Source organism: Spirosoma sp. (genome assembly GCF_026391055.1).
Lineage (GTDB): Bacteria > Bacteroidota > Bacteroidia > Cytophagales > Spirosomataceae > Spirosoma.
Genome location: NZ_JAPLET010000015.1, coordinates 180711 through 194037 on the forward strand (window position 1 = coordinate 180711; position 13327 = coordinate 194037).

Genomic DNA, 13327 nt, shown 5'->3' on the forward strand with positions numbered 1-13327 from the left:
GCGTTTGCTACTTAATAACGCCAAACGTACGCAGTTCTGCGTCGATCTTTTCATTCCACCGCTCCTGAGCAGCCTGGTTAAGGCTGTGATTGGTTTCATTATCATACTGGGTCTGCATCCGGCTCATCTCCCGAAAAGATTCCAGAAACTGGTATTGCGTAATGCTGTTGTAATCTTCCAGCGTCAGGTTTTCGGGCTGGATTTTCCGCTTGAAGCGCTCCACAATGATTTTCACAATGTCGAAGTGGCGTTGTTCGTGGTTGAGCGCATAGGCGTTGCGGGCATCGGCCCGGCCCCAGGAAGACTGTTTCAGCATGTAGGCCTTGGCCGAAAGATTGAGTACGATAACACCGTCTTTCACACTGCTTTTCCCCTCGTAGGCAAAGCTGGTAAACACTTCAGCGGCATAATGACTACCCTGACGCGGAGGAGCCTTAAAATCGTCCCAGGTAAGCTTACGGGCCGGGTTATAGTGAACCGTGTCGTCGTCGGTGATCCGGGTATCGTCGGTAAAGATAATCTTGAGGCTCCGGGCCAGCTTTTCGTTATTGCCGCTTTCCCGTTTCATGTACTCGTTTAAGCTGCGCAGCGACGAGACCACGGCCTGCCGGATGGTAGGCTCAATAACCGATGGGTCGCTCAACGGGCGGGTATAGGTGGCACTGCCCTGATAATCGGTCAGGCGGGTGCTGGTAGCGTTGCCATCATCATCTTTCCCGAGCAGCTCAAAGGTAACGGCAAAGGTAAATTTACCCGATACACGGTTCCCCGAAGCTGTTTCGCTGACTCGGCACTGTCGGATACGCATGGCAATGGGCCGCAACGATTTATTCTGCTTGAGCCCCTGGTTGATGAACTGCATAAAACTGTTGGCTACGCCTTTTTCCAGATCAACGGGTTGGGGCGGCTGGTTCAGCACCAGGGCCAGATGCGCCACCGGACCCCGGTCTGAACGTTGGTCGGTAACGGCAGCAATGTAAAATTCCTTTGGGGTAAACGGCAGCGACTCGGAGCGGAGCCGGATTGGGTCCGGAGCTGAAAAAAGCGCGAGTGACCCAACTATAAACAGCGCAAAAAATGCTTTATTCATCCTGCCTATTTAACGGCTTAATCAGCTAAAAAGTGCTCTTTTATGCACACAAAAACGCCCTTCGAATCTAGCATCCGAAGGGCGTTTTATCAAGCGTTATCGTCTGTTAATCAATGAGCATCGCCTTGCCGCTCACCACGTCGTTTTCAACCGTTTTGAACTTCACATCGCGCTTCACCGAGCCATCGACGTACTGAACGTTAACGCGGGCGTTGCGGTCCAGTTTGGCTACCCGTACCGGAGCCTGACGGGGCGCCATGGGTGGTGCTCCCGCGCCCATAGCGTTGTTCTCAGCCATACGCCGGGCGTATTCTTCGGGGCCGGTAGCCAAGTGGTCGTCGTCAAAGTCTTCCATGTTCGTATGGAGCTGTGGTTGTGGCTGCGGCCGTTGCTGAACCGGAGCCTGACGAATTTCCTGCTGAACCTCTTCCGCATCCTGCGCCGGAATGTCGGCTTTGGTCAGGAAGTTGATCGTGTCGAAGTTGACCTTGTTCAGGAAGCGCTTGAACAACTCGACAGACTCGAACTTGTAAACAAGCAACGGGTCCTTCTGCTCAAATACCGCATTCTGAACCGACTGTTTCAGATCGTCCATCTCGCGGAGGTGTTCCTTCCATTCCTGGTCGATGACTGACAGCGTTACAGCTTTCTCCATCTCCGTTACGATGTCGCGCGCGCCCGATTCAACCGCTTTCCGCAAATCGGTAACGACCGTCAGTTCGTGCATCCCATCGGAGAAAGGTACCACGATGTTTTTGATCTGATGACCCTGCTCGTTCAGAACCTGCGTCAGTACGGGCAACGCTTTGTCTGCAATCGCCTGGTTTTTGGCCTGGTAATTGGCTTCGGCTTCTTCGTACAACCGGCGCGTCTGATCCGGCTTTTTCAGACGGTTGAACTCCTCTGCCGTTAGTGCGGGCGAAAGGCCAAGGGTAGTCAGCAACTGAAGTTTGATCTCTTCGTAGTTGCCTTCGGCGTTGTTCACCGTTTCTTCCACCACATCGTACATGGTGTTGGCAATGTCCAGTGGCAAACGATCGCCGAACAGCGCGTTCCGACGGCGTTTGTAAATCGCTTCGCGCTGGTAGTTCATCACGTCGTCGTACTCAAGCAGTCGCTTCCGAATACCGAAGTTGTTCTCTTCTACTTTCTTCTGCGCCCGCTCGATGGACTTGGTGATCATCGAGTGCTGAATCACTTCGCCTTCTTCCAGGCCCATACGGTCCATCACTTTGGCAATCCGCTCAGAACCGAACAACCGCATCAGGCTGTCTTCCAGCGAGACGAAGAACTGCGAGGTACCCGGATCGCCCTGACGACCGGCCCGACCACGCAGCTGCCGGTCGACCCGGCGGGATTCGTGACGCTCTGTACCAATAATGGCCAGACCACCCGCTGCCCGCGACTCGGGAGTAAGTTTAATATCCGTACCCCGACCAGCCATGTTGGTGGCAATCGTAACGGTGCCGGGTAAACCGGCGGTAGCCACAATTTCGGCTTCGCGCTGGTGGTATTTGGCGTTCAATACCTGGTGCTGAATTTTGCGGAGCGTCAGTAGGCGGCTCAGTAATTCGGAGTTTTCGACCGAGGTCGTACCCACCAGTACCGGCCGTCCTTTTTCAACGAGACTGGTAATCTCATCAACAACGGCATTGTATTTTTCGCGTACCGACCGGTATACTTTATCTTCTTCATCGGCCCGGCTAATGGCCCGGTTCGTTGGAATAACAACCACGTCCATTTTGTAGATCTGCCAGAATTCGGAGGCTTCCGTTTCGGCCGTACCGGTCATACCCGCCCGCTTGTGGTACATCCGGAAATAGTTCTGGAGCGTAACCGTAGCGTAGGTCTGGGTAGCGTCTTCAACTTTTACGTTCTCCTTGGCTTCAACCGCCTGGTGCAGACCATCCGACCACCGGCGGCCTTCCATGATCCGGCCCGTTTGCTCATCTACGATCTTCACCTTGCCGTCCATGATCACGTACTCGGTGTCTTTTTCGAATAAGCAATAGGCTTTCAACAGCTGGTTGACGGTATTGATACGCTGGGTTTTAACGGCGTAATCCCGAACAACGGCTTCTTTGTGCAGAATTTTTTCCTGCTCCGAGAAGTCGCTGTCTTTGTCAATGGCATTGAGGTCGATGGACAAATCGGGCAGGATGAAGAAGTTCGGATCTTCGCCCGAGCCGGTAATGTAGTCGATTCCTTTTTCGGTCAGGTCAATACCGTTGTGCCGCTCGTCGATGGTGAAATACAAGGGAGCGTCGGCTTCGGGCATCAGCTTCTGGTTTTCGGCCAGATAAATCGATTCCGTTTTCTGAAGCAGGGCTTTGTTGCCGGTTTCGCTCAGGAACTTGATCAGCGGCTTGTGCTTCGGCAAACCACGGTACGCCCGGAATAAAGACAGGCCTCCTTCTTTTTCGTCGCCGGCGGCAATCTTTTTCTTGGCGTCGTTCAGGTAATCGTACACCAGTTTGCGCTGGGCTTCGACCAGACGGGATACGCGGGGCTTCAACTCGATATAATCCTGTTCATCCCCACGCGGAACGGGTCCGCTGATGATGAGCGGTGTCCGGGCATCGTCGATCAGTACGGAGTCGACTTCATCGACCATAGCGTAATGGTGTTTCCGCTGAACGAGTTCGCCCGGTTCACGGGCCATATTATCGCGCAGGTAATCGAAACCAAATTCGTTGTTGGTACCGTAGGTAATATCGGCCAGATAGGCCATCTTCCGTTGCTCTGAGTTGGGCTGGTGCTTGTCGATGCAATCGACCCGCATGCTGTGAAACTCGAAAAGAGGAGCCATCCACTCGGAGTCACGCTTGGCCAGGTAATCGTTGACCGTAACGATATGCACACCCCGACCGGCCAGGCCGTTGAGGAATGCCGGGAAAGTAGCCACGAGGGTTTTCCCTTCGCCCGTTGCCATTTCGGCAATTTTACCCTGGTGAAGCACAACCCCGCCAATGATCTGGACATTATAATGCACCATATCCCATTTGATGGGTGTTCCGGCAGCATCCCAGGTGTTGGACCAGTGGGCCTGATCGCCGTCAATCTGAACGTTGCGTTTGCGGGTAGCAATCTCACGGTCGAAGTCCGTAGCGGTAACGGTCAACTGCTCATTCTCCGTAAATCGGCGGGCTGTTTCTTTAACAACGGCAAATGCACGGGGAAGAATGTCGAGCAACACGCGCTCCAGTTCGGTGTTACGGTCGGCTTCGAGCTTATCAATTCGATTGAAGAGCCGCTCTTTTTCGTTGACATCCACATCAGGATGACTAACATGCTCGTTAATTTCGCTGATCTGGTTGTCGATGTCGGCCAGTTCGGCAGCAATCTGTGCTTTGAGGTCAGCGGATACCCGACGTAGTTCGTCGTTGGAGAGGTCTTTTAACTGAGCAAATTCGGCATTAACCTTTTCAACGTAGGGAAGCAATTCCTTGATATCCCGTTGCGATTTGGTCCCGAAAAATTTAGCTATCAGGTTAATCATATTATCTTTATTAAATAGTCGTTATCGGTCTATTCCAGCGGTCAACAGGTTTTAAACATTAGTTGTTAGTTACCAATGGCAGCAAAAGCAGTCCGTATTGACTGACCAACCGACTTTTAGCCACAAATTTAGTGCATTACAACGGGACTACAATCGAAGAGTCCGTTGGATAGTACTCAATGATTATATGGAACATTGTTTAAAAGGAATCCATTACTTTTGCAGTTCAAATTTTGGCCCAACAGCCATGGTTTATGTTTATTAAAGACAAATTGTCACATTTTCTTCATCGTTCACGCTCGTTTCACACTATTTTACTGGTTTTTCTACTGGCAGGAGCTTTCCAGGCAGTAGCTCAGCGTCCCCGCTCGCGAGTAGACCAGTTGAGTGACGAAGACGTACAAAACTTCTATCGAAAGGCACAGGCAAGTGGCTTAAGTGAAGTTCAGATTGAGCAGGCGGCTATGTCGCAGGGGTATACGCTCGATGACATTGCTAAAATGCGGAAGCGCATGGCGCAGCTTCGCACGTCAACATCCCTGCCGCAAAATCAGCTCTCCAAAGAAAGCTCCAGAGGTCGCGGGCTTCCATCCGATCTGTCCATGCGATCAGATACCCTGGAGGTCGACAGTATTCGCAAAGACACGACCAAAAAGCTTAAAGTGTTTGGTGCCTCTTTGTTCGAAAATGCCAAAATGTCATTTGAGCCCAACCTGCGGATCGCAACACCCCGCAACTACATCGTAGGGCCCGATGACGAAATAAGGATTGACATTTCGGGAGCTTCAACCGGCGATTTTCAGTTGAAAGTCAGTCCCGATGGAACGGTGAAAGTGCCGGATCTGGCTCCAATTTTTGTTAGTGGCTTAACTATTGAACAGGCTGAGCAGCGCATTATTGCCCGCTTGCGCCAGGGTGGTTATCAGGGACTAGGTCGGCCGGGTAGTGGAACCAGTGCTAACGTCACGTTAACGAATATCCGTAGCATTCGGGTCATTCTGGTAGGAGAGGTCGTTCGGCCGGGAACTTATACTATCTCTTCGCTGGGCTCCGTCATGAATGCGCTCTACCTGGCGGGTGGGCCAAACCCCGAAACCGGGTCATTTCGTAAAATCAATATTGTTCGGGGCAACCGTGTTGTTAGAACCCTTGACTTATACGACTTCATTTTACGGGCCGACCAGCGCGACAACATTCGCCTACAGGATCAGGATGTAATTCGCGTAGCCGATTACGAAGCACACGTTGAACTCACCGGGCAAGTTCGTCGACCCGCTATTTTTGAAATATTACCCGGCGAAACTCTGAAAACGCTGCTGGCCTTTGCCGGTGGTTTTGGTGATGACGCCTATCGGGCTTCCATTACGCTCCGGCGCAATACCGCTCGCGAACGCCGGATCGTTACGATAACGGAAGAGCAGATTGCCGCCTTCGTTCCAAAAGCCGGTGATAAATATAACGTTGGTAAAATTCTGGAGCGTTACGAAAACCGCGTTCAGGTGGCTGGTGCCGTTATGCGCCCCGGCGATTACTCGCTCGAACCGGGACTGGAAACGGTCCGTCAGCTTATCACCCGGGCCGATGGTCTACGTAAAGATGCGTTTACCAACAGGGCAACTATTGTCCGCGAACGGGCCGATATGGACCGCGAGAATCTGTCTTTCGATCTGGGTAAACTCATGCGTGGCGAAGTTGCCGATATTCCGCTGCAAAGTCAGGATAGCCTGACGGTTCTATCCATCCGTGAGCTTCGGGAACCGTATTACGTAACTATTGAAGGGGCGGTGAACATGCCCGATACCATCGACTTCATTGCCAACATGAGCGTTGCCGATCTGATTGCTCATGCCGGGGGGTTTCAGGAAGGGGCCAAGCCTAACCTGATTGAGGTAGCCCGGCGTATCCGTCAGGACTCGGCAGGGGTACGCAAAACGATGATGGAGATATACCGCTTTGCCATTGATCGGAACCTGCAGATTACCCCTATGGAGGTCACTCCCGGCAGCTCGCCGGAATTCCGGCTGCAGCCGTTCGATATCGTTTATGTTCGAACATCGCCCAACTACGAATCGCAGCGGCAGGTGATGGTGTATGGCGAAGTAATGCAACCCGGGAACTACGCTATAGCTAACCGACAGGAGCGTATTGGTGATGTTATAAAGCGTGCCGGTGGACTCAAACCCGAAGCCTACATGGCGGGAGCGCAGTTTCGCCGGAATGGACAGTTAATTGGGAATGACCTGCGTGACCTCATCGCGAATCCAAATGTGGAAGAGAACTTATTGCTTCAGGATAGAGATACGCTATTTATACCCCGTCGTTCAGAAATTATTACGGTTCAGGGAGCTGTATTGAATCCATCATCTATTAGTTTTAAAGGAGACTTCAAGTTTGATGACTACATAAGTGAAGCGGGCGGTTTTACAGATAATGCCCGCCAAAGAAAAGCGTACATCGTCTATCCAAACGGGCGGAAAGATCGCTCACATAGCTTTCTGTTTTTCGTCTCCCGCCCCCGCGTTGAGCCTGGTTCAACTATTAATATTCCGTTCAAACCTATTGATTCGAATCGGCTAACTCCTGGTGAACGGATAGGTATCTTTTCATTATTGGCAACGGTATCCATTGCGCTCATCAATGTTCTGCTTCGTTAACTATCAATTCAGGAGTAATTATGTCAGTTACGGAGGATAATAAACAAAGAAATACAGAGGAGGACGAAATCGAGATTCGGCTGAGTGATATTGTGCAATTTTTGAGGAATAGTCGTAAGGCTGCTTTAATAGGAGGAGTTGTAATGCTTTTAATAGGCGCCTTATATGCATTCTCAAAACCAAACCAGTATAGCGCTTTCGTGACAGTTATGCCCGAAATTCAGTCGAAAGCCGGAGGGCTAGGGGGGTTAAGTTCATTAGCAGGTTTAGCTGGTATTGATATTGGTAGTAGTTCCATGGGAGGAAGTGTAGATGCCATCCGGCCAGATGTATATCCTAACGTGTTACAGAGTGTCCCATTTGCTTTGCACCTTTTACAGCAACCTGTTTATTCGCAGCTTCTGAAGAAAGAAACATCACTGCAGACTTTCTTTGAGGAGCAAGACGGACAGTCTTGGTTCGGTAAATCTTCTGAAGGGGAGAACGATGAAAAGCTCATTGTACTTGATCCAAACAATCGAAGCAAGACATTGCAAATTACAAAAAAACAGGAGGAATTTATTCTGAAAATACATGAAGCAGTGTCAGCTACCTTTGATAAAAAAACGGCCATTATCACGGTATCCGCTACACTACCTGATCCGGTTGTGGCAGCCACGACTGCTCGTTTGTCATTGGAATATCTAACAAATTATATTGTTAGTTACCGGACAGAAAAGGCGAGGAACCAAGTTCAGTTCTTAACTAATCAGGTTAATGATGCAAAAAGCCGTTATCAACGAGCAGAGTACGCATTATCCAGCTATAGAGATCGGAACCGAAATGTCTTTTTAGAAACAGCAAAGATTGAGGAGCAGCGTATTCAAGCGGAGTTTTTGCTAACGCAGAGTGTATACACTGATCTTTCAAAACAACTGGAGCAGGCAAAAATTAAAGTTGCCGAAGAATCTCCCGTTTTTAAAGTCTTAGAGCCATCTCTTATTCCTTTGAAAAAAAGTGGACCTAAACGCACTGTTATTATTTTGGGCTTTGCCGTAATAGGAGTCTTATTAGGAATTGTTACGTACGGAATTAGCCGTTTTCGTAATTCGACAAAGTAATCTTGTGAAGACAACCTTAATATGTGGCATAAAACCTTCTCGAAGCGATTCGATTCAGTGACCTGCTGATAAAATCTTACAATGCCGATTCAAGCGAATGTATCCATGATACGGGTAGTTTAGCTGCCGACGAGATGAAGCCTTTTCGGCCTCTTAACTCTCATTGCGTAGCAAACGCAGCTGCATTCTGGTAGGTCGCCAATTATCGGGAATCATATCAATTACACGCTAGTACAGGTATTCTTTTCAATCATGAGTCTCCCTTGTGTCCTGAGCGAGTCGTAAGGCAAAAAATAGTATCTGCAGCGCGTCGTGTAGCTAAGGGAAGCACTGAAGTGTTAACCTTAAGTAATATTGAGATTGCTCGGGATTGGGGTCCCGATTATATAGAAGCGATGTGGTTAATGCTCCAACAGCAGCAGGCGGATGATTATGTGACCGCCACCGGGCAAACCAATCAGCTTCGAGATTTCATTCAAGTTGTCTTCAATGCTGTTGGCCTAAACTGGCAGGATCATGTATAGCTTGATTTGTAGTTGTTTCGGCCGACCAGCATTAGTGAAGGACATGCTAATCCAAAAAGGGTTGTGGATAAATTGGATTGCTCGTTGTCAGATGGAAGACGTAGGACGCTTCATGGTAAACGATGCAAATTGAACAATTGAAAGAGCAATATAAGTGAATGTTATTTTGAAAAACGCATCAATAGCAGCCTTCCGTGAGCGTATAAGGGCTACGCACCCACGTACACGCAAAGCTCATCTAAATACATTATTTGGATTAGCTGTTAAAGGGGGAGGTATCATTATTTCGTTGGTGCTGGTACCATTAACAATTGATTATTTATCGAAAGAAACCTACGGTACCTGGTTAACAATCAGTTCTATTGTTACAATGATAGCCCTGTTTGACATTGGGGTTGGAAATGGGCTGCGTAACAAATTGTCCGAAGCTGTAACCAAACAGGACATGACACTGGCTCGTGTATATGTAAGTACAGCTTACGCTATTTTTGGCTTGTTACAGACAGGTTTCAGCTTACTGTTTATAGTCTTATTCAGTTATATACCTTGGCAAAAGCTGCTGAATACAAGTATTGATAATGAACAGCTTCAGCTAATCATTTTAATGACGGCTGTATCCATGGCGGTTAAAATGCTGCTGGATATTTTGTCGTATGTGCTCTTCGCCATTCAGGATTCAGGTCTAGCGGGCTTTATTAATCTGCTTTCGAATATTGTAATTCTGGTTGGGACGTATCTATTAACTAAATTCAGCAATGCTAATCTGTTTTATCTAGGTGCGGTAACTGTACTCAGTCCGATAGTTGTTCTACTAATCAGTGGGTTTGTTCTTTACAGGAATAAATTGAATATGTATCGGCCTTCTCTCAAACTGGCCGATTTTCAGTATGCCAAAAGTTTACTATCGCTTGGCTATAAGTTTTTCTTTATCCAAATGGCGGTTGTCGTGCTGTTCTATACAGATAACCTGATCATTACTCAACTATTTGGACCTGCTGAGGTAACGACATACAATGTGGCCTTTCGCTACTTTAATTCCATCAATACTGTATTTGCTATTGTCATTACGCCCTACTGGTCTGCTTTTACTGAAGCCTACGCCAAAAGTGATTTGAATTGGATAAAACAGACTTATAGGTATTTGCAAAAGTTATGGGTAGGCTTAGTTATTGTTGTTATATTAATGATAACAGTATCAAAGTCAATTTATTCAATTTGGATAGGAGATAGGGTAAACATATCCTTTACATTAAGTGTGTGTATGGGAATTTTTGTGATAATCAGTTGCTGGAATAGTGTGACAGTCACAATAATAAACGGTCTTGGGAAAGTTAAACTCCAACTTTACTTATCTGCTATAGCTGCGTTGATCAATATACCTCTATCCATCTTTTTTGGTAAAACGCTTGGATTAGGAAGCTCTGGGGTTATTATCGCTACCAGCTTTTCTTTGTTGATTGGCTCCGTAATTGGAGGATTGCAAGCATGGAAGCTATCTACTGGCAAAGCAACTGGAATTTGGGATAAGTAAACGATGAGCTAATAAAAGCTAAGTTATGGCCATCGTTTGATTTTCACCGTTCATTTTACATCATACGGTATAATTAATTATCAATAAATATGGAAAACTCTGTTCAAGTTTTAAAGCAGTTGCCAGTCTACCAGCCGTCATTAATTGGTAATGAGAAAAAATATGTGCTAGACTGTCTTGACTCGTCCTGGATATCCTCAAAGGGAAAATATATTGATCTGTTTGAAGAAGGTGTTGCAAAGTACTTAGGGGTAAATCATGCCGCAGCAGTCTGCAACGGAACGGTAGCTATACATTTAGCCTTACTAGCCCTGGGCATTGGTGAAGGCGACGAAGTTATTGTGCCAACATTAACCTATATCGCTTCTGTCAATGCAATTACCTACACAGGAGCTACTCCAGTATTTATTGATTCTCTGGCCGATAGCTGGCAGATGGACCCTGCTGATCTTGAACGTAAAATCACGAAGAGAACAAAAGCTGTTTTATGCGTTCATCTATATGGCCATCCATGTGATATGGATCGTATTATGCCGATTGCCAAAGAGCATGATCTGTTCGTTGTGGAAGACTGTGCCGAATCATTCGGAAGTTTATATAAAGGGCAGCATACCGGTAGTTTTGGCGATATTGCTACGTTTAGCTTCTACGGTAACAAAACCATTACTACGGGAGAGGGGGGTATGGTTGTAATGAATGACGAAACACTATATGATCGTTGTGTTCATTTTAAAGGACAGGGATTAGCGAAACACCGTCAGTACTGGCATGATGTTGTCGGCTATAATTACAGAATGACAAATATTTGTGCAGCAATTGGGCTTGCTCAACTGGAAAATATTGATGTCTTTTTGAATCAAAAGAAACAGATAGCTACCTGGTATAAAGAAGGATTTGAAGGAACCGGTCTAACGTTTCATGAGCCTGTTGGTGATGTGTATCATTCTTACTGGATGTGCTCTGTACTGGTCGCTTCTGCAAAAGACCGTGATCCATTACGTGATCATCTGGCAAAGAAAGGCATTGAAACGCGGCCTTTGTTTTACCCGGTGCATACTATGCCTATGTATTCGCAAAAATTTGCACGCTTTAAAACAGCAGAGGACTTAGGATGGCGTGGCATGAATCTGCCAAGTTATCCCGGCTTATCCAAAGAAGATGTCGAACATGTTGTTGACAGCGTGAAATCATTCTTTGGAAATGTATAAATACCACCATATACACGCAGAAAATATTAACCTGGTTAATGATTTTCTGCGTGAGCTGGGAAACGGCGTTGCAACTTTCCGGTACTTCGATAAGAGGCCCGTCGAAACAGTTCTGAAACATGTATTGGCCGTTATACTAACAGATGAGACAGGTAAGCCGGTTGCTTATGGGCACTTAGACCGGGAAGGAGAAAGCTTGTGGCTAGGCATTGCTGTTGCCGAGAAAGCTCAAGGGCTCGGGCTAGGTAAAAAAATGATGGATTATCTCATCAGCTATGCTATCAGCAAAAAAGAACAGTCGATTGTATTAACTGTAGATAGGACTAACCTTAAAGCAATAAAACTATACGAACGCTATAATTTTGTTCGGATTGCCGAAGCTGGGACCTTTTACAAGTATCAATGTAAATTGCAATGAGGATTTTATATTATTTGCCAGATATAACCCAAAAGAATGGAGGGGTTTTGCAGTATGCTTGTGCATTATTAAAAATATTATCTCAGGATAAAAAAAATGAGTATTTTGTACTACACAATTCGCAAGAACCTGTCATAATTTCACTTATAAAGGAGTATCCGAACCTTATATTAATACCGCCTAAAATTGGACAGGAACGAAGGGTCGAAAAGCTTCTTTGGTACACATTGCGGCTGTTAAATGAAATTTTAATAAAAGGTAAGATTACCACGGTTAGAAAAGTATTTAGTCATGCAGAGCAGCTTTGTAAAAAGTATAAAATAGACATACTTTGCTGCCCCTATCAACATTTGCCATCAACTACCCGCAAAACAATAGTTACTTTACATGATGTTCAAGAGATACATTTCCCAGAGTTCTTCTCGCCAAAAGAACGCTTAGCGCGAACCCTACAGCATAATATTATAGCAGAGGAAAGCTCATTGATAGTAGTCAGTTATGAGCATGTAAAGGAAGATTTAATTAAATATTTCCAACGGCCTGCTAATAGTATATTAGTTTGCTTGTTAGATATGCAAAATTTATGGTTCGATAAATTTTTGCCAGAACATAAAGTAAGTCTTGATAATTATGAGCTGCCAGATAAATTTATCTTTTATCCAGCTATTACTTGGCCTCATAAAAATCACATAAACCTAATTAGAGCTATAGGTTACCTGAAAGATAATTACGGTATCACTTTAAACGTTGTATTTACAGGGCATAAAACCAGTTATATCAAAGTAATTGAAGAAGAAATTCTACGAGTAAATATACCAAATCAAGTTCATTTTTTAGGAGTGGTTAATGAACATGAGTTATACTCATTATACCATACAGCACAAGCCGTAGTAGTGCCCACTACATATGAAGCAGGTAGCTTCCCATTAATGGAAAGTATTTTAATGGGAATTCCAGTAGTTTGTTCCAATGTGACGTCATTGCCAGAGACGATTGGGGATGAAAGTTATGTTTTCTCTCCGAATAACATTCCTGAAATTGCAGATAAAGTTAATAAAATTTGTTTTGATCAACGATACAGGGAAAGTAATTTGATTAATAGTCGAGCACAGGCAAAAAGATTGAGAAACACAAATGCTTTAGGTAAGTTTACTGAAGCAATGGCTAGCTTGAACAGTGGTAACTTATCCTAACTTTTTTGCTGTGATTTCATGAGCATCTGTATTCCATAAAATGATAAAATGAAGATGCACTTCTTAATATTTCTAATAACTTTCGTTACCTGGATTAATTAAATGAATTT

At 46.0% G+C, this 13327-nt stretch carries 9 protein-coding genes; 7 read left to right on the forward strand and 2 right to left on the reverse strand.

Translation table 11 applies throughout. From position 1 onward, the window contains the following. Positions 1-7: 7 nt before the first annotated feature. Together NT073_RS06420 and secA are read right to left on the reverse strand one after the other, a co-directional pair. Positions 8-1090, reverse strand: coding sequence for a hypothetical protein (locus NT073_RS06420; RefSeq protein WP_297370508.1), 1083 nt, complete (start codon positions 1088-1090; stop codon positions 8-10). A gap of 106 nt (positions 1091-1196) precedes the next feature. Then, positions 1197-4589 (reverse strand): preprotein translocase subunit SecA, encoded by a 3393-nt coding sequence (secA, locus tag NT073_RS06425; RefSeq protein WP_297370511.1) that lies wholly within the window; start codon positions 4587-4589, stop codon positions 1197-1199. A gap of 254 nt (positions 4590-4843) precedes the next feature. Here secA and NT073_RS06430 point away from each other — a divergent pair, with 254 nt between their 5' ends. The 7 genes from NT073_RS06430 (at position 4844) to NT073_RS06460 (ending at position 13217) form a co-directional block, all read left to right on the forward strand. Further along, positions 4844-7243, forward strand: coding sequence for an SLBB domain-containing protein (locus NT073_RS06430; protein WP_297370514.1), 2400 nt, complete (start codon positions 4844-4846; stop codon positions 7241-7243). 20 nt (positions 7244-7263) lie between these two features. Next, on the forward strand, positions 7264-8343 hold the full coding sequence (locus NT073_RS06435; RefSeq protein WP_297370517.1) for a lipopolysaccharide biosynthesis protein: 1080 nt from the start codon (positions 7264-7266) through the stop codon (positions 8341-8343). A gap of 239 nt (positions 8344-8582) precedes the next feature. Beyond that, a complete protein-coding gene (locus NT073_RS06440; protein ID WP_297371639.1) occupies positions 8583-8867 on the forward strand; it encodes a GDP-mannose 4,6-dehydratase in 285 nt (94 codons plus the stop codon). Positions 8868-9033: 166 nt separating this feature from the next. Then, positions 9034-10398, forward strand: a complete 1365-nt coding sequence (locus tag NT073_RS06445) for an MATE family efflux transporter (RefSeq protein ID WP_297370520.1) — start codon at positions 9034-9036, stop codon at positions 10396-10398. Between the two features lie 89 nt (positions 10399-10487). Beyond that, positions 10488-11606: a DegT/DnrJ/EryC1/StrS family aminotransferase gene (locus tag NT073_RS06450; protein WP_297370523.1), complete on the forward strand. Its 1119-nt coding sequence runs from the start codon at positions 10488-10490 to the stop codon at positions 11604-11606. Continuing rightward, complete coding sequence (locus NT073_RS06455) at positions 11599-12024, forward strand: GNAT family N-acetyltransferase (RefSeq protein WP_297370526.1); 426 nt, start codon at positions 11599-11601, stop codon at positions 12022-12024. The genes NT073_RS06450 and NT073_RS06455 overlap by 8 nt, the downstream gene beginning before the upstream one ends. Next, positions 12021-13217: a glycosyltransferase family 1 protein gene (locus NT073_RS06460; protein ID WP_297370530.1), complete on the forward strand. Its 1197-nt coding sequence runs from the start codon at positions 12021-12023 to the stop codon at positions 13215-13217. The genes NT073_RS06455 and NT073_RS06460 overlap by 4 nt, the downstream gene beginning before the upstream one ends. Positions 13218-13327: the final 110 nt, after the last annotated feature.

What these genes read in the sequence shown, in the direction of transcription:
- NT073_RS06420 (WP_297370508.1), bottom strand. Translation starts at nt 1,090, where the DNA reads ATGAATAAAGCATTTTTTGCGCTGTTTATAGTTGGGTCACTCGCGCTT.
- secA (WP_297370511.1), bottom strand. Translation starts at nt 4,589, where the DNA reads ATGATTAACCTGATAGCTAAATTTTTCGGGACCAAATCGCAACGGGAT.
- NT073_RS06430 (WP_297370514.1), top strand. Translation starts at nt 4,844, where the DNA reads ATGTTTATTAAAGACAAATTGTCACATTTTCTTCATCGTTCACGCTCG.
- NT073_RS06435 (WP_297370517.1), top strand. Translation starts at nt 7,264, where the DNA reads ATGTCAGTTACGGAGGATAATAAACAAAGAAATACAGAGGAGGACGAA.
- NT073_RS06450 (WP_297370523.1), top strand. Translation starts at nt 10,488, where the DNA reads ATGGAAAACTCTGTTCAAGTTTTAAAGCAGTTGCCAGTCTACCAGCCG.
- NT073_RS06455 (WP_297370526.1), top strand. Translation starts at nt 11,599, where the DNA reads ATGTATAAATACCACCATATACACGCAGAAAATATTAACCTGGTTAAT.
- NT073_RS06460 (WP_297370530.1), top strand. Translation starts at nt 12,021, where the DNA reads ATGAGGATTTTATATTATTTGCCAGATATAACCCAAAAGAATGGAGGG.